Here is a 20,306-nt window from a genome sequence, read left to right as displayed (position 1 = left end):
CTCCTGAAAGGTCGTGTAGCCGGCCAGTGCCGGGATCTGGTTCGGATATAGGGATGGCCGCCAGTCATTCAAGCCATCGCCGCAAATTAGCGTTCCACTGCCGCCGCACCGGGTTCAGGCGCGGGCGGCCGCGAACTCAGTCGTGCTTGGCCACCACCACCAGGGCGGGCCGCAGCAGGCGGTCGTTGAGCAGGTAGCCCTTCTGGAACACCTGGATCACGTGGCCCGGGGCGACGCCCTCGGCCTCGGCCTGGCTGATCGCCTGGTGATGCTCCGGGTTGAACGGCTCGCCGGTCGGGTCGAGCAGGGTCAGGCCGTTGTCGGCGGCGACCTTGAGCAGCTGCTTGTAGGTCAGCTCCAGGCCGTCGCGCAGCGGGCTGGGCTCGCTGCCGGCGGCGGTCAGGCCCGCATCCAGACTGTCGAACACCGGCAACAGGTCGCCGAGCAGGCGCTCGTTGGCGAACTTGCGCGCCTGCTCCACGTCGCGGGCGATGCGCTTGCGCTGGTTCTCCAGGTCGGCCCGCTCGCGCAGGACGTCGGCCTTGACCAGGGCCAGCTCACTGCGCAGCGTCTCCACTTCCGCCTGCAGCGGATCGGTCGAGGGCTGCTGCGCCTCGGTCAGGTGTTCGGAATCGAATTCGGGGTGTTCTTGCGTCATGTCCGGGTCCCTGGCGGGGTGCGTCCCGCCTTACCGGACCACCTATGTGGGCGGTGCCGGCGGATTCAAGGGAATCCGGGATTGGGGAGTCGGGATTGGGATTGCGCGAGCCCGGCGGAAACGCCGGCTGGCGGACGGCGCCGCGGTGCCCTGCGCGCTGGCTCAGCGGTCGCCTTGCGGGGACGGGTCCAGGCGGGCGCCGAGGACGTCGGCGGCGGTCTGGACCAGGGGGATGACCCGGTCGTAGTCCATGCGCTTGGGGCCGATCACGCCGAGCACGCCCAGCACCTGGCCGCCGGCCATGTACGGGGCGGTCACCAGCGACACGCTCTCCAGCGGCACCATGCCGGTCTCCTCGCCGATGAAGATGCGCACGCCGGGTGCGCGGATGGTGCGTTCGAGCAGCTGCAGGATCTCGCGCTTGCTGGCGAAGACCTCGAACAGTTCGCGCAGCCGCTCCAGGTCCGACAGGTCCTGCACGCCCATCAGCTTGGTCTGCCCAGCCAGCACCATGTCGTCGCCGGCCGGCGCCAGCGCCTGCTCGGCCAGCTCGACGCTGTGCGCCAGCAACTGCTCCATCTCGTCGCGCGCGTGGCGCAGGTCGCGCAGCAGGCTGGCGCGGATGTCGGCCAGCGCGCGCCCGGCGAAATGGCGGTTCAGATAATTGGCCACCTGCTCCAGCTCGGCCGGCTCGTAGGCCTTGCGCGGCTCGATGACCCGGTTCTGCACCTCGTTGTCGGCGAACACCAGGATCGCCAGCACCCGCCGCGCGTCCAGCGGCACGAAGTCGATGTGCCGGAAGGCGAACTGCTCGCGCTTGGGCGCGCTGACCACGCCGACGAAGTGGGTCATCGCCGACAGCAATTCCGAGGCACTGCCCAGCAGCGCCTGGGTGCCGGCGGCATTGGCCATCTCCGCGCGCAGCCGTGCCACCTCGCCTTCGGCTGGCGGGCGCATCTGCACCAGGCTGTCGACGAACACCCGGTAGCCGGTGGCGGTGGGCACGCGCCCGGCCGAGGTGTGCGGCGAGCTGAGCAGGCCGGCGTCCTCCAGGTCGGCGAGGATGTTGCGGATCGTCGCCGGACTCACGTCCAGGCCGGCGTGTCGGGCCAGGGTCTGCGAGCCGACCGGCTCGCCGTCGCGGATATAGCGCGAGATCAGCGTCCGCAGCAGCTGCCGGGCACGCGGATCGAGGCTGGAATGGACCGGGGAAGCGCGCATGGAATCAACCCGTGAGACTGGCCCTTAGATAATGGCTGCACGCCGGCTTGGCAAGTCATTGGCCCACCTACCCGCGCATGCTAGCGTTGCGCGGCCCCGGAAGCAGACCCCATGCTCAGACATCTCTCGATCAAGGATTTCGCCGTCGTACGCGGCACCGAACTGGAATTCGGCCCAGGCATGACCGTGGTGTCCGGCGAAACCGGCGCCGGCAAGTCGCTGATGGTGGACGCGCTCGGCTTCCTGTCCGGGCTGCGCGCCGACAGCGGCGTGGTCCGCCACGGCGCCGACCGCGCCGAGTTGTCGGCCGAGTTCGTCGCCCCCGCCCCCGCTCGCGCCTGGCTGCACGAGAACGAACTCGACGACGAGGAACACTGCCAACTGCGCCGGGTGATCCGCGCCGATGGCGGCTCCCGCGCCTGGATCAACGGGCGCCCGGTGACCCTGTCGCAACTGGCGGAGCTGGCTGGCCACCTGGTCGAGATCCATGGCCAGCACGAACACCAGGCCCTGCTCTCGCGCGGCAGCCAGCTCGGCCTGCTCGACGCCTACGCCCGCAACGACGCCGAGCGCGCCGCGGTGCGCGCCGCCGCCGCCCGCTGGCAGGGCCTGCTCAGCGAGCGCGAGACCCTGCTGGCGCAGGGCGATGTTAGCGACCGCATCGGTTTCCTGCAGCACCAGCTGGCCGAACTGCAGCGCGAGGACCTGGATCCGGCGGCGATCGCCGCCCTGGATGCCAACCACCGTCGCCAGGCCCACGCCGCCGCGCTGATCGGCGCCTGCGAGAGCGCGGCGCAGCGGCTCAACGGCGACGAAGCGCCGGCCGTGCTGGACCTGTTGCAGCAGACCCGCCACGAACTCGGCAAGGTCGGCGAGTACGACCCGCGCCTGGCCGAAGTGCAGGCGCTGATCGACAGCGCCGGCATCCAGTTGGAGGAGGCGCTGGCGCTGATCGACCGGGTCCGCGACGACCTGGACGCCGACCCGGCGCAGTTCGATGAAATGGAACGCAAGCTCGGCCGCCTGCACGACCTGGCGCGCAAGCACCGGATCGGCGTGGACGCGCTGGCCGACCACCGCGACGCCCTGCTCGCCGAAGTGGAGAGCCTGCGTGGCGCCGGCGAGCGGCTGGACGTGCTCGATGCCGAGATCGCCCAGGCCACCCAGGCCTGGCGCGACGCCGCGGCCGCCCTGACCGCCACCCGCGACCGCAGCGCACAGGCGCTGTCGCACGACACCACCGCCCTGATCGGTGAACTGGGCATGGGCGGCGGCCGCTTCCTGATCCAGCTCGAGCCGCACGACACCGAACGGCCGGACCCGGCCGGCGCCGAGCGGGTCGAGTTCCTGGTCGCCGCCAACGCCGGGCAGCCGCCGCGCGCCCTGCGCAAGGTCGCCTCCGGCGGCGAACTGTCGCGCATCTCGCTGGCGATCGAGGTCGCCGCGCTGGGCCTGGACGCCGTCCCAACCATGGTCTTCGACGAAGTGGACTCGGGCATCGGCGGCGCCGTCGCCGACATCGTCGGCAAGAAGCTGCGCGCGCTCGGCGAGCAGCGCCAGGTGCTGTGCGTGACCCACCTGCCGCAGGTCGCCGCGCAAGGCCACGCCCACTACCGGGTCAGCAAGGCACCGGTCGAAGGCATGACCCAGAGCTCGGTGGAACTGCTGGCGCCGCGCCAGCGCGAGGAAGAACTGGCGCGGATGCTGGGCGGTGTCGAGGTCAGCAAGGAAGCCCGCGCGGCCGCCAAGCGGCTGCTGCTCAGCGCGGGCTGACTGGCCGGTCGCGGGGTCCAGGGTGCGCCGACCCTGCGCATACCGCCCTGCTCGATATAGGCGGCCGACGCCCGATCACAGGTTGGCTAAGCTCTGGCGCTAGGCACCTGTGCGAATGCGCAAGGGCCGGCGCCCTGGCCCGCACCAGCCGCGACGGAAGTTAAGCACAGGAAACTGAAGCCCCTCTCCCGCCGGGAGAGGGGTTGGGGTGAGGGTACGTCGGCGAAGCCCCGCACATCGCCAGCACAGGAAAAAACAACACCGGCCGACTTCACCGGCGCCAACACTTACCCCTTCCTGCCGCTCGGCCGCTTGCTGCGCACGTACAGCACCAGGGAATGCTCTTCCAGCTCGTAGCCGTGATCGGCGGCGATCTTGCGCTGCAATTCCTCGATTTCCGCGCTTTCGAACTCGATGATCTTGCCGGTATCCACGTCCACCATGTGGTCGTGGTGGCCGCCGCGGTCCAGCTCGTACACTGCCTGGCCGCCCTCGAAATTGTGCTTGAGCACCAAGCCGGCCGCCTCGAACTGGGTCAGCACCCGGTACACCGTGGCCAGGCCGATCTCGTCGCCGTGGTCCAGCAACTGCCGATAGATCTCCTCGGCGGTCATGTGGTGCCGCGCCGATTTCTGCTCCAGCAGCTCGAGGATGCGCATCCGCGGATGCGTGACCTTCAGGCCGACTTTGCGCAGATCGTGGGATTCCATGGCGTCTCCGTTCATAGCTGGTTTATCGCCAGCTGCCTGGGAATGGGTCGCGGCGGTCCCTGGGAGTGTATCATCGACGCGATTTCATTCAGCCCTGTCCCCGATGCGCAATCTCCTGCTGGTCGCCGCTGTTGCCCTGTCCACCGCTGGCTGCGGCATCATTTACAAGCAGCCCATCTACCAGGGCAACCTGATCAAGCTGTCGGCCGTGGACCAGCTCAAGGTCGGACAAAGCAAGCAGCAGGTCAGCGCGCTGCTGGGCAGCCCCTCGATTCCGGATCCGTTCCACGCGCAGCGCTGGGACTACACCTCCACCGAGCGTGTCGATCGCGTGGGCCATACCGAGATCAAGAACTTCGTCGTGTTCTTCGACAACGACATGGTCACCCGCTGGGAAGGCGACTACTTCCCGGATCAGGACGAAGAGCTGGCCAAGAACAGCGTGCGCCAGTTCGGCCGCAACCTGGCCAAGGACAAGAAGAAGCAGCGCCGCGGCGAATGACCCGGCGGCCGCGTCGCGCCCCGCCGCTCAGCGCGGCTTGGCGCGGCGCCGCCTGGCGTCCTTGGGGTCGATCAGCAACGGCCTGAGCAGTTCCACCCGGTCGCCGTCCTGCAGCAGCCGCGTCGGTGCAGCGACTTCGCCATAGACCGCGCATGGCATGCCCGGCGTCGCCTCGGGCATCGCGGCAGCGGCCAGCGCATCGGCCACCGTCGCGCCCTCCGGCAGCTCCAGCCGCTGCGACACGAAGCGCTCCGGCCAGGCCAGCACCACCTCGACCTGCATGGCGGCTAGGCCTGTTCCCGGTCGGCCACGCGCACGAAGTCGTTGACCATGCGGTCGGCCAGGCTCTGGAAACCCAGCGCCAGCGCGGGCCCCAGCAGGCGCGAGGCGGGCTCGAAGTCGAGCATCAGGCTGACCTTGCTGGCGTGCTCGTTGAAGCCCTGGAAGGTCCACTGCCCCTGCAGGCGCTTGAACGGACCGTCGCGCAGCTGCATATCGATGCGATCCGGGCGCTCAAGGCTGTTTTCGGTGGTGAACCAGGTGCGGAACGAGCCCAGCCCCAGGTCCAGCCGCGCCACCAGGAAGCGGTCGCTCTGCTCGAGAATATGGGCCGCGTCGCACCAGGCGAACCGGCGCGGATAGGCGGCGACGTCGTTGACCAGATCGAACATGCGCGTTGCGGCGTGTTCGACCAGAGCGCTGCGGCGGATGATAGGCATTCGGGACGGGAAGTGGGACCAAGACGTTCGGGAGGCCCCGAATCGGAGACAATAGCAAGATGAGCAAGAAACCCGTCAAGGATAAAGCAAACGGCGCGGCGGCCAACAAGACCATCGCCCTGAACAAGCGCGCGCGCCACGAGTACCACCTGGAGGACCGCTACGAGGCGGGCCTGGCCCTGCAAGGCTGGGAGGTGAAGTCGATCCGCGCAGGCCGCGCCAACATCGGCGAGAGCTATGCGTTCGTGCGCCAGGGCGAGCTGTTCCTGTTCGGCGCGCAGATCACCCCGTTGATCCAGGCCTCCACCCACGTGGTCGCCGACGACCGGCGCACGCGCAAGCTGCTGCTGCACCGGAACGAGATCGACAAGCTGATCGGCCGTGTCGAACGCGACGGCTACACCCTCGTACCCACCGCGATGTACTGGAGCAAGAACAAGATCAAGCTCGAGATCGCGCTGGCCAAGGGCAAGCAGGACCACGACAAGCGCAACGCGGCCAAGGACCGCGACTGGGCCCGCGACAAGCAGCGGATCATGCGTCGGCACAACAAGAATGCCTGAGGGGCCGGGATTGGGGATTGGGGATTGGGGATTCGCGACGGCGGGCGCCCTGCCCGCCAATCCCGAATCACCAACCCCAGCCGCATCGCGCCGCGGCTGAAGCCGCTCCCACACGGCAGGCCGCGCTGCACAGGGAATCGTCGTTGCGAATTCCAAATCCCGAACCTTCTAACTCCAATCTCAGCGTCTGGCGGCTAAAGCCGACACCCACAAACGGGCAAGCAACCGGGGAGCCGTCGTTGCGAATCCCCATTCCCGAATCCCCAATCCCCGCCCCACACTCACGTCCCGCCAAGCATCCGCATCAAGCTCGGCAGGCCGCTGCCCTGCATGTAGCGATCGCGCTGCAGGTCCAGGCACTGCGCCAGCGTCAGTTGCTTGACCCGGTCCGGGGTGCCGATGAACTCGCGGCGCACCGACAGGAACGCGGCGATCAGCCCCGAGACATGCGCCGCGGCCATGCTGGTGCCGCTCATTTCCACCATCCAGGTGCCTGGATCCTCGACCACATAACCATGGTGCGCCGACAGGATCTTTTCGCCCGGCGCGACAAGGTCGGGCTTGTAGCGGCCATCGGCCGTGGGGCCGCGCGACGAAAAATACGAAATGCCGTAGCTGTGCGGGCTGCTCTTGTGCACCGAGCCCACCGCCAGCGATTCCTCCAGGTTGGCCGGGTCGCCGATGCTCAGGTCCAGGTTCAGCGGATAGGCCTCGCCATCGCCCTGCATCAGCCAGGCTAGGCCATCGTTGCCGGCCGCGATCACCACCACCACGCCCTGCCGCCAGAGACGGCGCAGTTCATTGCACAGCGGGGTGAAGCCGCAGCCGTAGCTCTCGGCGTCGAAGTAGCCGCCCAGGCTCAGGTTGACCCCGTGCACCACCAGTTCCCCGGCACGCTCGTTGAGTTCGGCCACTTGCTGCACGCCCTTGATGATCCAGGAATCGCGGCCGTTGCCGTCGTCGTCCAGCACCTTCAGCCCGTACAGCCGCGCCAGCGGCGCCATGCCGGCGAACTGCAGCGGCGCTGAGGTCGGCGCGCCCGGCAGCGGCGCGGCGCACTGCCCGGCGATGATGCCGGCCACATGCGTGCCGTGGCCGTTGCCGTCGAGCGTGTCGAAGCCGGCTTCGCCCGGACGCAACGCGCGCGGGCGTCCGCGCTGGGTGCAGTCCCACTGGGCAAGCACGGTCGACGGCTGACCGGCGCTGTGGAAGTGCGGATGCGCCGCGGCGATGCCGCTGTCCAGCACCGCCCAGCCGATGCCGGCGCCGAGTGCGCGATAGGCCACCTGCGCCGCGTCCACCTGGATCGTGCTGCGCGACTGGTAGATCAGCGCGCGCTTGCCGGCATCGCGCCACAGGCGCTTGAGGTTGAGGTCGTGATAGCGCTCGCGCAGGCTTTCGATCTCGAACCGGGTCAGCCGCGCCGACACGTAGCGCTGCATCGTATCTTCCAGCTCGATCTGCGCATCCAGCGCCTCGCCGTGCAGGCCGGTGGACGCCTGGGCGAGCGTACGCAACGCGGCGATCAGGTCATGCTTGCGCTGCGCCGAATCGCCGGCATCGGACAGCTTCTCGAGTTCGATCAGCACCTCGTGACGATAATCCGGCGCGCGCGCCTCCAACTGGTCGGACAGGTCCTTGATCAGTACCGGATGCGCGATCGGCTGATCGAAGCCCACCCCCACCGCGCGCCGCACCTCGGCCCGCACGTCGGGGATGGACAGGTAGCCGGCGGCCGAATGCGGGTTGTGCTGCCAATCCGGGTTGATCTTCGACCCGGCGATGTTCTGGAAGCGCCCGCCGGCGTCGGCGATGTCGTCGCTCAGATCGTCGTCCAGCGCCACCGGGTCGCGCCGCTCGGCGACGTTGACCCAGCGCGCCACGCAGGGCGGAAACGGCAGCTTCGGCGTACCGGTCCACTCCTTGAACATGCTGCGCACCACCGGCAGCCCCAGTGGCGAGCCGAGCGTGAGCAGCAGGGAGACCTCGCAGTCCTGCGGCTGCAACTCGCGCAGCACGTCGTAGGCGATCAGCGAGCCCTGGCTGTGCGCGATCACCACGAACGGGCCGCCGCCGGCGCGGATGCGCTGCAGCAGGCTCTCGCGCATCTGCGTGTGCCGCGCCGGCACGAAGAAGAAGTCGTGCACGTCCTGCAGCAGCGCCGCGGAGATCAGCTTGAGCAGCGCGCGGTTGACCACGTCGATCACGCCCTGCGCATGCACCTCGGCGGCCGCCGCAGCCGGTGCCGGCGCGGCCGTCTCCACCTCGTCCAGCAGTTGCTGCAGCCTTGCGCGCTCGGCGTCGCTGGCGGCCAGCGTGTCGGCGAGCTGGCGCAGATCGGCCAATTGCGGCACCACGCCGAGCGCGCTGAGCACGCGCTGCTCGGCCTGGTTCAACACCGGGCCCCGGTCCTGATCCTGACAATCGCCCGGTTCCGGCGACGGATAGCGCTCGCGATTGACCCAGTAGGCCATGCGCGTGCGCTCGCCCATCGCGCGGCCGAACAGGGCGCGGTCCCACTGGCAGCGCAACACCTCGGCCGGCGGCTTGTTGCCGATGCCATGGATGTAGACGACCGTACGTGCGCGCCCTTGCGCCAGCGAGCCTTCGCCCGTGGCCTTGGGCCGCGGTGCGGTGCCGGCCGGTGCCGTGGCGGCGGATGTCGCGGTAGCGCGTCCGCTCGCGCCGGGAGTCGTGACGTGGGACCTGCGCAGTGCATCGGCACGTGCCGATGCAGTTGCCTTCGTCGATGTGGCTGCCGGTGCCGGCGTCTTCGCCGCCTTGGCAGCACGGGCGCTGCCCGCTGTCGTCTTGCGCGGCGTTGCTGTCGGCTTGGCTGAGGATTTTGCCGATGCCTTGACCGGCGCCTTGCCGGGCGTGGACGCGGAGGACGTGACCGGTGCTTTCCGCGCGCGCCCGCTGCTGCGGCCACGCGGCTGTCTGCTTGCCATAGCGCTGCTCCATGCTGGGGGGACCGCGGCGCCGCAGGGCCAGCACCGCAATGAAGCCAGCTTAAGCGTGGCCTGTCTCAAGACTTGTGACTGGCCTCCCCGATCCCTACACTGTGCAGGTCAGCGTTTGACGTTGTCCCCGGGGGTGCACTGGTTTCGACGGGGGTTGCAAAATCGCTTGGCGCATGCCGAGGGGGCAGCTTTCCTCGTAAATCCAGCCGCAAACTTATAGTTGCCAACGACGACAACTACGCACTGGCCGCTTAAGGCCTAGCCCCGAAATCGCTTGTGTCCGTGCTCGCGACGTAGGGTCATTATCACGGAATCGCCGGTGGTGGCTGCCTGTCAGCCATTGGCTAAATCAAGCAGGCTGGTCCCGGGATGCGCTTCGCACATCGTGCTGTTCCGGGGCGAGATCCAACGATGAGCTAAGCATGTAGTGCCGGGGATGGAGTGCCTTCGGACGGCGGTTCGATTCCGCCCACCTCCACCATCCAAACGTCCATGGACGTGCAAACAAAGCTGGAATCCCGATCGCATCGAGGTTTCCGGCTTTTTTTGTGCCTGATGCTGGCCGGCGACACGCGGGATGGACCCTGCGCAAAGCGCCGCGTTCGCCAACCTTCGCTCGGTCGGTCACGCGGTCGCATGCCATGATGAGCGGGGACGCCAACGGCCCAGCAGCGTTACCAGGTGCCGCGGCCACTCGCTGAGGAAGAACCATGAAACGCATTCTTTTCGTGTCCATGCTATGGATGGCACTGGCCGGCACCGCGCAGGCCGGTGAACCAGAGTTTGCGCAGGTGTCACCCGGCGTGTGGATGGTGACGGTCAAGAACCACGCCGGCATCTTCGCGAGCGCTGCGACGACCAAGCGCAAAGCGCTTCTCGCCGCTAACGCGTTCGCCTCCGCCAAGAACATGCAGGCGGTACCGGTGGCAATGGAAGCGGTGGACGCGAGCGGACCTGGCCAGTGGCCGTACGTCGAGTATCAGTTCCGTCTAGTTCCGCAAGGTTCCGATGAGACCGTCGGGTTGCAGCCGCGAGCCGACATGCAAATCGAGATAAATGCGAGCGCGAAATCGCCGGCCGCAACCGGCGACGCTCCGCACGCATTCGGCGCGCAGCTTGATCTATACACCGAACTGCTGAAGCTCGCCGACCTACGGAAGAAAGGTCTGCTCACCGATGCCGAGTTCCAGGCGCAGAAAGCCAAGCTGTTGTCGCGCTAGCCGCGTCGAAAGCAGCACTCACGCAGTTGTTCTTCGTAAACGGCCCTGACGACCGTCACGTTGCCAGAGAACCAAACGCGCCGTACCCCATCACGCTTGCTGGCGTGGGAACCGACAGCATTTGGAGCAGCAGCCGAAAACACCTTTAGCGTCGACCATCGGCTCCTGCGCAACGCACAGGAGCATCGCCGCCGTCCCGATGTCAGTTCCGACTCAGCCCGCGATGGTCTGCACAGACCCCGAATCGACCCGGATGCCGGCACCATTGATGAAGCTGGCACGCTCGGAGCAGAGGAACGCGACCGCCGCCGCCACCTCTTCCGGCCGACCGCGCCGCTTGAGGACCATGCCGGGGCGTTCCTCGTCCAGGAACGAGGACACCGCTTCATCGAAGGTCACCCCCTTCTCCTTCGCGCGCTTGTGCATCATCGCGTCGGTCATCGGGGTATGAATGAACGCGGGCGACACCGTATTGACCAGCACGTTGTCGCCGCCGTAGGCCTTGGACAGGCCCTTGGCGAGGCTCAGGATCCCGGCTTTCGAAGCGCAATAGGCCAGCTCGTCCACGTAAGGCTGCACGGCGTCCTCGGATGCGAACAGCACGATCCGCCCCCAGCCGTTTCGGCGCATCGCGGGAATCGCTTCGCGACACATCCGCACCGCGCCCATCAGGTTGATGTCCAGCGTTTCGAGCCACCCCGCATCGCTCACGTCCAGGAAGTCGCCGGTCGCGCCGGTGACGCCGGCCGCGTTGACGTAGATATCCGGGTCGCCCAACTGCGCCCGGACCTGCGCCCAGATGTTCGCCACGTCCTGCGCACGCGTCACATCGCCTGCCACGGCGATCACCTCGCCCAGGCTCGACAGTTCGGACAGGGCCTCATCGAGCGTGCCGTCGGCACGGTCGGTGATGGCCACACGGACGCCGGCCTGCAATAGCTGCCACGCGGTTTCCTTGCCCATGCCCGAGTCGGCGCCGCTGATCAGGGCGATGCGCTGGTTGATTCCAAGGTCCATGTCGATTTCCTCGTTGGATAAAGGGGAAGCAAGCGCCTAGTGCGCGAGAAAGCGCTCCGCCGTGCGCAGGCCGAGCGCCATCTGCGTCAAGCCCGGATTGGCCGCCAACGCACTGGGGAACACCGAGTTGTCGCAGACGTAGAGATTGCCGATGTCGAACGAACGCCCATCCGGATCGACCACGGCCTGCGCTGGATCGCGGCCCATCCGGCAGGTGCCGAGCGTGTGCGCCGACCGCGCGGCGGCGAAGATGTCCTGCGCGCCGGCCGCCTCCCAGATCGCCTGCAGCGTGCGCCGGGCGTGGGCATCGATCGCCTGCTCGTTGGGACCGTAGCTGAAGTCGATGCGCGCCTTGCGCAGGCCGAAGGCATCGCGCTCGTAGGCGAGCGTCAGGCGATTGGCGTCCTGCGGCAGGCATTCGCCATTGATGCCGATGCCGGCCAGGCGGTTGTAGCGCATCATGGTCCGCACCAGCGCGGCGCCCCAGCGTCCGGCGCCGCGCGCCAGCGTGTTGGCGAGCGTCACCGGCTGCACGCCCAGGCTCTGGATCAGATAACCCCCGGCAAACCCGGCGTGCGCGGGGCGCAGCATGTCCTCGCTCATCAGCGACGACGGGTAGCCGCGGTTCATGCGCATGTCCATGTCGAACGTGCCCCAGACCTGGGTGGCGACATGCGCCATGAAATTGCGCCCGACCTGGCCGCTGGAGTTGGCCAGCCCCAGGTTCAGCAGCAAGCGCGGGGTTTCCACGCCGCCTGCGCACAGGAACAAGGCCGCGCAACGTTGGCGCAGCTCGCGCTCGCCCTGCCGGTAGACCACGCCGGTGACCGCGCCACGGCCATCGCGCTCGACGCCGATGACGCGGCAATCGGTGCGCAGATCGGCACCGTGCGCCCGCGCCAGCGGCAACCAGGTCGTGTCCACGCTGACCTTGGCGCCGTTGCTGCAGCCCTGATGACACGCACCGCAATTGTTGCAGGCGACCCGCGTGCCCCAGTGCGGCTGTTCGTGCGTGCGGGTGACCAGCGCCGCCGGTGCATCGGCGGCAGTGATGCCGAGGGCACGGCAGCCACGCTCCATCGCTTCGGCAGGCGCGTTGCGCTGGGCGGGCGGAAAGGCATAGCAACGCGCGCCATCCCATGGATAGACGGCCGGCCCGGACACGCCGATGACGCGTTCGACGCGCTCGATGTAGGACTGCAGTTCTTGGTGCGGGATCGGCCAGTCTTCGCCCTGGCCGGTCTGCGTCCGCAGTTGCAGATCGCGCGGGTCCGGGCGCGGACAGAACGCGCCCCAGTGCAACGTGGATCCACCGAGCCCCGTACCGGAATTGTTCGGGCCGAACGCTGTCGGCGTCCGCCCGCCGCTGAGGCGCTCTTCCATCCAGTAGATATCCGTCGCCAGCTCGTCCGCGCTGTGCGCGTCGGGACCAAATGCGGCGCCGGCCTCCAGCACCGCCACCGAGACGCCGGCCTGGGCCAATCGCGCGGCAAGCGGACCGCCGCCGGCGCCGCTGCCGACCACCACGGCATCCACCGCGGCAGGCGATGCGCCGCTCATGGTTGCGCCTTGGGCCGCAGCTGCCAGGCCTCGCGCCGGTCGGCGGCCGTCTCCTGATAGCCGGGGCTGCCCGCGCCCAATCCGCCCACGGCGAAGCCGTCGTAGCCCAACGCCGCCATGGTGACCGGAAGGCTGGTCCAGATCCGCACCGTCTCGGCGCGCACGTCTTCGAACCAGGAGGCAAGTTGCGCCGCGCTCCATCCGCAATCGGCACAATCGCCTGCGTCGCGCAGGGCGATGGCGTGCAGCCAGCGATCCTGCTCCTGTGCGTGCAGGGCGGCGAACCCGCCCGCCAGCGCGTCCAGCGCATCGAGCCCCAGCGGCCAGGCGAGACGATCGGGCGGAAGGTCGGCGAACCGCCACCCGTCTCCCACGGCCTTCGCGAGATCGACGTCGATGCGGCGCGCAATGTCCCTGGCGTCGCCCGCACCATCGAGGACGCGCTCGACCACCGCGGCCAGCGTGGTCGACTGCCGCTCGCTCAACACCCCTGCTTCCGCGCTGGATGGCCCGGCGTGGCGATGCAGCAGCGTTTTCCTGATCTGGGGCGCGACACGCTCCGCGTTGAGCAACGCCACGAAGTCGTCGGGCAGACGGCGTGCCGCGGTGCCGTCGACATGCGCGGCGATCAAGGCCGCAAGCGCCTGCGGTCGCTCGTAGGGAATCAGGTGCGCCGCCTGCTCCACCACCGTGAGGCGGGCGTCGCGATAATGGGGCAGGTTCCAGCGCCGCTGCGCCGCCTCGTCGAGATCGCCATCCTCGCTGCCCGCCACCACCAGGGCGGGTACCGCGATGCAGCCGGCTTGCGCGGCGCAATCCTCGCGACTGCCATGCGTGAGCCAGGCGTTCCATGCGCGAGCGGTGCTACGCAGGACGTCGTCGACGGCACCGTCGCGCGGCGGTGTCGGCAATGGCGCCGCGCAATTGTCGTCGATGAACTGCTCGGCCTGTTGCCGTGTGGGACCAGCGGCGTCGAACCAGGACAACATGGTCTGTCGCCGGGATTCGTCCATCGGCTCGGGCGCGGGCGGCGATGCGGCCACCAGGACGACCCCGGCCAGGCCCGAGAGGCCTGCCATGCCGTCGCGTGCGCGTGCGGCGGCCAGGGTGGCGATCTTCCCGCCCATGCTGTGGCCCACGACATACCAGCAGTGGGGCGCATCCCGCGCAACCTCGCCTGCGAACCAATCGACCAACGCCTCCACATCGGAGCGTTGCAACGCCGGCGCATTGCCGAAGCCGGGAATGTCCAATGCGATGCAGTCGAAGCGCGTTTGCAGAATCTCGATCACCGAAGACCACTCACGACCGCTCGAGCCGAGGGCGTGCAGGAAGTACAGGACCGGCTTACCCATGGCGCACCTCGATGACGGTCACGCACGATGGACCAGCACTCGTCCACGCCACGTGCAGGCTGGTGCAGGCGCATTGGTGTCTTCACCATGCGTCGGCAATCGGGCCACTACCGTCGGACGGCCTTCCCTCACGCGCCTTCCTCATGATTTCTCGACACGCCATGTTGGAACCGGCGACGCGCCAGCGACGCGATGGCGTATGTTGTTGCGGAGCCTGAGCCGGTGTCCACGACAATACGTCGCAGCCGCTTGACCTCCACCGCCGACCGCACCGATGGCGTGTTGCCCATCGAGCAGTACGGCGCGCTTGGAGAAGGACGTTCGGTCGCGCTGACCGGCGCGGACGGCTCCATCGATTGGTGGTGTGCCCCCAACATGGACAGTGCGCCACTGTTCGACCGGCTGGTGGACGCCGAGGAAGGCGGCTACTTCGTCCTCGCCCCGGACCAGCCGTTCAGCACCGAGCGACACTATCGGCAAGACAGCAATGTCCTGGTCACCACGTTCACCACCGCATCCGGACAGGCCACGCTGACCGAGTCGCTCAACAGCGGGCATGCGGGGCGCCTGCCGTGGTGCGAACTTGCACGGCGGATCGAGTGCCAGCGCGGGAAAATGCGCTTCCGCCTGGAGTTGAAGTTCAGCTTGCGGGCGCAGAACGCCAGCCCCTACTGCGCGGCGATCGGCCCGCACACGGTGTTCCATGTCGACCGCCTGCTCGGCGTCATGATCCATGACGACAGGCTGAGGTGCGCGTGGTCGGACCACGGCGCGCGCGGCGACATCACCGTGGCGAAGGGGCAACGCGCGACGATCGCCCTGGTCGTCGGCGAAGACGAGCCGCTGGTCGCTCCCACCATCGAGGAAATCGACAGCCGCATCGACCTGACCGACAAGGAATGGCGGGCGTGGGCGAAGAACGTGACCTTCCCCCGCGACGGCCGCGACTTTTTCGTGCGCAGCGTGCTTGCGCTCAAGTTGCTGCTGTACTCGCCCTCCGGCGCCATCGCCGCGGCCGCGACGACGTCGCTGCCGGAACGGATCGGCGGCGACAAGAACTTCGACTATCGCTATGCCTGGGTCCGCGATGCCGGCTACACCATCCAGGCGTTTCTGGCCGCGGGCCTGGAAGCGGAATCGAAGGCGGCGTTCACCTGGCTGATCCGGCAACTGCGACAGCACGGCCCGAAAGTCGTGTTCACCCTGGACGGCGGCTTGGTTCCCGACGTCACCGAACTGGAGGCCGCCGGCTACCGCAACACGGTGCCAGTGGTGAAGGGCAATCTTGCCGGCGGGCAACACCAGCACGGCATCTACGGCGACATCTTCGAGACCGCCTATTGCTTCGTGAGCCGCGGCAACATCCTGGACGCGTCCAGCGCCGAACTGCTGTCACGCCTTGCCGACCAATGCGCCGATCACTGGCGCAAGGCCGACTCGGGGATCTGGGAATTGCCCGAGCTGCAGCACTACACCATGTCCAAGGTGAGTTGCTGGCAGGCGCTGGCCAGAGCCGTGGAATTGGCCGACCAGGGCCAACTGCCGACCACGTGTCGCGATCGCTGGGAACGGGAGCGCGACAGGATCAAGACCTGGATCGAAGTCCACTGCTGGTCGGACGCGCAACAGGCGTTCGTGATGTATCCGGGCAGCGACAAACTGGATGCGTCGGTGGCGCTGGCCGCGCGCTTCCGCTTCGACGGCAAGGATCGCTTGTTGGCCACGCTCGACAAGATCGACCGCGCGCTGGGGGCCGGCGCGTTCCATTACCGCTACTCCGGCATGCCGCAGGAAGAAGGTTGCTTCGTCGCCTGCTCCTACTGGATCGCCGAAGCCTATGCCCGCCTGGGACAGAAAGCCAAGGCCAGGAAACGGCTGGCCCAACTCAATGCCGCGCTCGATCGCTGCAACGGCCTGTTGAGCGAGATGGTCGATCCGCACAGCGGCGCTTTCCTGGGGAATTTCCCGCAAGGACTGAGCCATCTCGCCCAGATCATGGCGATGTCGACCATCGAGAACACGACAACCAACCCGGTAAAACTCCGTCCACACGCCAAGAAGAGGAAGACACGATGAACGATCGACTGAAGATGCAGGACCCGCGCGAACAATATCCCAAGCCGCCGTTTCCGCGGCAGCCGCAGCCGGTTCCGGGGAAGGCCTCGGACATGGACCCGGTTCCCGACCACGGCGAGACGAGCTATCGCGGCGCGGGCAAGCTGACCGGCCGCCGCGCCCTGGTCACCGGCGGCGACAGCGGCATCGGCCGCGCCGCGGCCATCGCGTTCGCGCGCGAAGGCGCCGATGTGGCGATCTCCTTCCTGGACGAGGAAGCGTCGGACGCACAGGAGGTGATCGCCCTCATCGAGGCCGAAGGACGCAAGGCGATCAGTCTGCCCGGCGACATCACCGATCGGCAATGGTGCGCGGAGCTCGTCGAGAAAGCCTTAGCCGGCCTCGGCGGCCTGGACATCCTGGTGATCAACGCGGGCCGGCAGCAGTATCGGGAAGAGATTGGGGACGTCAGCGACGAGGATTTCGACAAGACGCTGAAGACCAATCTCTACGCGATGCACTGGATCTGCCGCGCCGCGGTCCCCCACCTCCCGCCGGGCGCCGCGGTGATCACCACCGCCTCCATCCAGGCCTACGATCCCTCGGCGATCCTGCTCGACTACGCGACCACCAAGGCCGGCATCGTCGCCTACACCAAGGCGCTGGCGGCGCAGTTGAGCGACAAGGGCGTGAGGGCGAACGTGGTGGCCCCGGGCCCGTTCTGGACCGCGCTGCAGTCCTCCGGCGGTCAACCGATGGACGCGGTCACCCAGTTCGGTTCGAAGACGCACTTCAAGCGTCCGGGCCAGCCGGTGGAAATCGCGCCGCTGTATGTGCTGCTTGCCAGCCAGGAAGGCAGCTACCTGACCGGCGAAGTGTTCGGCGCGACGGGTGGCGCAGGCGTTGCCTGACGCGTAGCGGGATCGATAAACGATCCAGGCAGGTGCATGCTTAGGCGCGCACCATGCCTGCATGGCCATCGCTTCATGTCTCATTTGTGTCGCCGCGGGCGGGCGACATCAACAGTGCGTGTGCCTCTGCAATGCTCCACGCAATGACGCTGCATGTCGACGTATTGACGTGTTGACGTGTTGACGGACTCCATGCTGCTGCACTCCCTGCACTCCGCAGCGAGCGCTCCCTGGGGCATGCGACACAATCGGCAATACTGGGCGAAGCTCATAATCGGTGTCCAGACGCTTGGGAAAAATCGTCCATGCATCTGGACAGCTGCCGTCCATTCCAACCGCCGCCTGCCGAACGGCGCCGGGCGGACCGGCCAGCAGCGAACCCGTTGCTCTCCGGTGCGCTGCGTGCCATCGCACCCCGCCGGCGTGCCGACAGTCGCCATTCTTCTTGCAGGTAGCCGGATGCTCCATCATGTTTCGTTTGGCGTTCGCGATCTTGCCGTGGCAGGCGCGTTCTACGATGCCGTGCTGCGGCCGTTGGGCTACCTCCGCGTGTTCGAAGACGAGACCGCGATCGGGTATGGCATCACCGAGTGCGCCGACGATCTGTTCTGCCTGAAACTGCACGAAGCCGCCACGGCGCCAGGGCCCGGCTTCCATCTGGCGTTCGCGGCGGCAACGCAGTTGCAGGTGGACGCATTCCACCGCGCCGCACTGCAGGCCGGCGGTCGCGACAATGGCGCGCCCGGCCTGCGCCCCGACTATGGGGACGCCTACTACGCCGCGTTCGTCGTCGACCCGGATGGGCACCGCATCGAGGCCGTCCTCAATCCACTGGCGACCTAGATCCACAGCGTAGTGAATTCGGGCCGATCACCCCGCGCAGATCGGCTCGCAGACGGTTGGCTCCGAGGTACTGTTGCAAAAGTCAGCGACAACGGGTCAGCGGCAACGGGCTTGGCCGGCGCCGCGGCGGGCAGCCGATCTGCGATGACAACGTACCGGCGTGCAGGTCGGCAACGTGTCGTGCATTACCACAGCACTACAGAGACACGCAAACGCACCGGCAGGCGGATACCTGCCGGTGCGCGAAGAAGGTGGTCCAGCCGCGGATGCCTGCATCCTTGAAGCAGCCCCAGGCATCGCCCCGGCCGCACAGCTGGTATGCGCATCATGCGTGGACGCCCGTTACGCCGGCGTCCTCGACGCGTTGCGAAATGATGTCGGCGGCGTCGTGGCCGTGCGATGAGGCGGTGCTTGTCCATCTCGCCGTTGCCATGATCGCGTGACACGGACGTTGGCGATCTGGACATCGCGACGAGGCGCCGACATACCCGTCACCGCTGGTCTGTACGGTGGGGATACCCTCCACGACTCGGACCTCCGCCATGCCATTGACCCAGGAACAACTGCGCATCCTGCAGGACATCCACGCCACCAAGCCGGTCAGCGAAGCAGACGCCACTTGGGCGGTGCGCGAGAACTATGCGGCTCAGGGCGAGGACGGCGATCTGGCGCTGAGCCAGAAGGGGCTGAAGGTCATCGACGGCAGCGAAGCGTAGCCGCACCTCTGGCCGGCGCATCTGCTCCTCCCATCACGCCGGTGACGTTAGCGGCGCAGACATAGCCCGTCAGGTCGGCGCTGCGCGCAGCGCCGTCCCACGCGGCCACCGTACAGCTTGGGCTTGTTTGGCTGGCGCCCTGCTTCACCCGTCCCCTCATCCGGCGCTGCGCCCCACTTTCTCCCCCCGGAGAAGGATCAGGCGCGAGCGTCCTCGCATCGGCTCTGCCCGACTCGCCGCCGGACAACCTCCGGCGCGTGGCGCAGGGAGAAAGGTGCGACTCCGATCCCTGCGCCAATGCGACGTCGTCGTGGCGCCCTACGTGCCGGCAATCCCGGTGCGCTCGGTCAGCTTCGGGATATCGACCACAAAAGAGTTCCAGGCATGGAAATTGCAGATGACACCGGAACGCCTCTTCGCCATCCTGCCGTCGCCATGTTCGTCGCCCGCCCTCGCCAGCTCGCCCGCAATGACCGTGTGCCGTTCCGGAGTTCTTGTCCGTGAGCGCGGGCTTGACCCTGCGCCGGCATTTCCGGCTCGGCATCATCAAGGCGCTCGGCCCGTCCACGGCAGGCGTGCTGCTGCTGTTCGCCATTTACCAGATGGCGATCGGTGCGCCGTGGACCGCACTGGCCGGCGCGGCGCTGGCCGGCCTGGCCACGCTGGCGACCTGGCTGGCGCTGCACCGCGGCGACGGCCGCATGGATCCCTTGCTGTCGCTGAGCTGGCTGCTCGGCAGCGCCCTGGCCTGCCATGCACTGCGCCATGCCGCGGTGCCGTGGCTGTACCTGGTGATGATGAGCAACTTCTTCGTGGTGACGCGCCATGTCGCCTTGGCCTGCAACGCCACCCTGATCGCGGTGCTGCTTGTGGTCACGCCGAGCACGCTGGGCGCCGAGCATTTCTTCTCGCTGCTGGCGGTGTCGTTGCTGATCACCGGGCTGGGCTACATGCTGGCGTTGCGCGTGGAAGGCGATCGCGTGCAACTGGAGCAACTGGCGTCGCACGACTCGCTCACCGGCCTGCCGAACCGGCGCATGCTCGAGCGCAGCCTGTCGCAACGGGTAGCCGATCCGCGCCGGGCGACCCGCCGGCATGGGCTGATCGTGCTCGACATCGATCACTTCAAGGAGGTCAACGACCTCTATGGCCATGCCGAGGGCGATCGGGTGCTGACGGAGCTGGCCGCGCTGCTGCGCGCGCAGGTGCGCGCGCCGGACGAGGTGTTCCGGTTCGGCGGCGAGGAGTTCGTGGTGGTGGCGCGACTGCAGTCCGCAACCGAACTGTCCGCTTTCGCAAGGCGTCTGCACGATGCCGCGCGCACGGCGCTGCGCGGTCCCAACGGCACGATCACCGTGTCGCTGGGCGCGGCGATGCTCTGCGACGAGGTGCAGTGGCACGACTGGTTTTCGCGCGCCGACACCGCGCTGTACCAGGCCAAGAACAGCGGACGCGACCGCTACGTGATCGCCGAGGACGTGGCGCAGGACTGAGCGGCCGGCAGCCGCCGGCAGACGCGA

At 67.9% G+C, this 20,306-nt stretch carries 18 protein-coding genes and 1 other RNA gene; 10 read left to right on the top strand and 9 right to left on the bottom strand.

Annotation, left to right across the window (positions count from 1 at the left end; all coding sequences use genetic code 11):
- Positions 1 to 136: 136 nt before the first annotated feature.
- Together grpE and hrcA are read right to left on the bottom strand one after the other, a co-directional pair.
- Positions 137 to 658, bottom strand: a complete 522-nt coding sequence (grpE, locus tag GGR66_RS06700; RefSeq protein WP_160970459.1) for a nucleotide exchange factor GrpE — start codon at positions 656 to 658, stop codon at positions 137 to 139.
- Between the two features lie 162 nt (positions 659 to 820).
- A complete protein-coding gene (gene hrcA / locus GGR66_RS06695) occupies positions 821 to 1,879 on the bottom strand; it encodes a heat-inducible transcriptional repressor HrcA (RefSeq protein WP_160970457.1) in 1,059 nt (352 codons plus the stop codon).
- A gap of 111 nt (positions 1,880 to 1,990) precedes the next feature.
- Between hrcA and recN the strand changes: the two genes are divergently transcribed.
- Positions 1,991 to 3,652: a DNA repair protein RecN gene (gene recN / locus GGR66_RS06690; RefSeq protein ID WP_184447718.1), complete on the top strand. Its 1,662-nt coding sequence runs from the start codon at positions 1,991 to 1,993 to the stop codon at positions 3,650 to 3,652.
- A gap of 287 nt (positions 3,653 to 3,939) precedes the next feature.
- On the opposite strand, the gene fur is transcribed toward recN, so the two are convergent.
- Complete coding sequence (gene fur, locus GGR66_RS06685) at positions 3,940 to 4,362, bottom strand: ferric iron uptake transcriptional regulator (RefSeq protein WP_160970453.1); 423 nt, start codon at positions 4,360 to 4,362, stop codon at positions 3,940 to 3,942.
- 103 nt (positions 4,363 to 4,465) lie between these two features.
- Between fur and bamE the strand changes: the two genes are divergently transcribed.
- Complete coding sequence (gene bamE, locus GGR66_RS06680; protein ID WP_184447717.1) at positions 4,466 to 4,864, top strand: outer membrane protein assembly factor BamE; 399 nt, start codon at positions 4,466 to 4,468, stop codon at positions 4,862 to 4,864.
- 27 nt (positions 4,865 to 4,891) lie between these two features.
- Here bamE and GGR66_RS06675 read toward each other — a convergent pair whose 3' ends face one another.
- Both GGR66_RS06675 and GGR66_RS06670 read right to left on the bottom strand, forming a co-directional pair.
- A complete protein-coding gene (locus tag GGR66_RS06675; RefSeq protein ID WP_184447716.1) occupies positions 4,892 to 5,146 on the bottom strand; it encodes an RnfH family protein in 255 nt (84 codons plus the stop codon).
- Between the two features lie 5 nt (positions 5,147 to 5,151).
- Complete coding sequence (locus tag GGR66_RS06670) at positions 5,152 to 5,583, bottom strand: SRPBCC family protein (RefSeq protein ID WP_160970447.1); 432 nt, start codon at positions 5,581 to 5,583, stop codon at positions 5,152 to 5,154.
- A gap of 59 nt (positions 5,584 to 5,642) precedes the next feature.
- Here GGR66_RS06670 and smpB point away from each other — a divergent pair, with 59 nt between their 5' ends.
- The gene (gene smpB, locus GGR66_RS06665; RefSeq protein ID WP_160970445.1) at positions 5,643 to 6,146 is read left to right on the top strand and encodes an SsrA-binding protein SmpB; all 504 of its coding nucleotides are present in this window, start codon (positions 5,643 to 5,645) and stop codon (positions 6,144 to 6,146) included.
- A 281-nt stretch (positions 6,147 to 6,427) separates the two neighbouring features.
- On the opposite strand, the gene GGR66_RS06660 is transcribed toward smpB, so the two are convergent.
- Positions 6,428 to 8,677: a S8 family peptidase gene (locus tag GGR66_RS06660; RefSeq protein WP_184448083.1), complete on the bottom strand. Its 2,250-nt coding sequence runs from the start codon at positions 8,675 to 8,677 to the stop codon at positions 6,428 to 6,430.
- 561 nt (positions 8,678 to 9,238) lie between these two features.
- Here GGR66_RS06660 and ssrA point away from each other — a divergent pair.
- Positions 9,239 to 9,590, top strand: a transfer-messenger RNA (tmRNA) gene (gene ssrA, locus GGR66_RS06655).
- Positions 9,591 to 9,819: 229 nt separating this feature from the next.
- Complete coding sequence (locus tag GGR66_RS06650) at positions 9,820 to 10,329, top strand: SHOCT domain-containing protein (protein WP_184447715.1); 510 nt, start codon at positions 9,820 to 9,822, stop codon at positions 10,327 to 10,329.
- Positions 10,330 to 10,542: 213 nt separating this feature from the next.
- Here GGR66_RS06650 and GGR66_RS06645 read toward each other — a convergent pair whose 3' ends face one another.
- Genes GGR66_RS06645 through GGR66_RS06635 form a run of 3 tightly spaced genes read right to left on the bottom strand, consistent with a single transcriptional unit; the run spans position 10,543 to position 14,261 of the window.
- Complete coding sequence (locus tag GGR66_RS06645; RefSeq protein ID WP_184447714.1) at positions 10,543 to 11,346, bottom strand: SDR family oxidoreductase; 804 nt, start codon at positions 11,344 to 11,346, stop codon at positions 10,543 to 10,545.
- 36 nt (positions 11,347 to 11,382) lie between these two features.
- Positions 11,383 to 12,906, bottom strand: coding sequence for a GMC family oxidoreductase (locus tag GGR66_RS06640; RefSeq protein ID WP_184447713.1), 1,524 nt, complete (start codon positions 12,904 to 12,906; stop codon positions 11,383 to 11,385).
- Positions 12,903 to 14,261, bottom strand: a complete 1,359-nt coding sequence (locus tag GGR66_RS06635) for an alpha/beta fold hydrolase (RefSeq protein WP_184447712.1) — start codon at positions 14,259 to 14,261, stop codon at positions 12,903 to 12,905. The genes GGR66_RS06640 and GGR66_RS06635 overlap by 4 nt, the downstream gene beginning before the upstream one ends.
- A gap of 249 nt (positions 14,262 to 14,510) precedes the next feature.
- Between GGR66_RS06635 and GGR66_RS06630 the strand changes: the two genes are divergently transcribed.
- The 5 genes from GGR66_RS06630 to GGR66_RS06610 all read left to right on the top strand — a co-directional run bounded on the left by GGR66_RS06630 (position 14,511) and on the right by GGR66_RS06610 (position 20,279).
- Positions 14,511 to 16,337 carry a glycoside hydrolase family 15 protein gene (locus GGR66_RS06630; protein WP_221236362.1) on the top strand — a complete coding sequence of 609 codons (1,827 nt, stop codon included), beginning with the start codon at positions 14,511 to 14,513 and terminating at the stop codon, positions 16,335 to 16,337.
- Positions 16,334 to 17,227: an SDR family oxidoreductase gene (locus tag GGR66_RS06625; protein WP_184447711.1), complete on the top strand. Its 894-nt coding sequence runs from the start codon at positions 16,334 to 16,336 to the stop codon at positions 17,225 to 17,227. Before GGR66_RS06630 ends, GGR66_RS06625 begins: the two co-directional genes overlap by 4 nt.
- 192 nt (positions 17,228 to 17,419) lie before the next feature.
- Positions 17,420 to 18,070, top strand: coding sequence for a VOC family protein (locus GGR66_RS21365; RefSeq protein WP_326520950.1), 651 nt, complete (start codon positions 17,420 to 17,422; stop codon positions 18,068 to 18,070).
- A gap of 542 nt (positions 18,071 to 18,612) precedes the next feature.
- Positions 18,613 to 18,786 (top strand): hypothetical protein, encoded by a 174-nt coding sequence (locus tag GGR66_RS06615; RefSeq protein WP_167087764.1) that lies wholly within the window; start codon positions 18,613 to 18,615, stop codon positions 18,784 to 18,786.
- A gap of 500 nt (positions 18,787 to 19,286) precedes the next feature.
- On the top strand, positions 19,287 to 20,279 hold the full coding sequence (locus GGR66_RS06610; RefSeq protein ID WP_160969405.1) for a GGDEF domain-containing protein: 993 nt from the start codon (positions 19,287 to 19,289) through the stop codon (positions 20,277 to 20,279).
- Positions 20,280 to 20,306 lie beyond the last annotated feature (27 nt).

The sequence above is a fragment of the Xanthomonas sp. 3498 genome (assembly GCF_014199795.1).
Lineage (GTDB): Bacteria > Pseudomonadota > Gammaproteobacteria > Xanthomonadales > Xanthomonadaceae > Xanthomonas_A > Xanthomonas_A rydalmerensis.
Note: the sequence above shows the minus strand (reverse complement) of the source record. Positions and strands in the feature narration are given on the sequence as shown.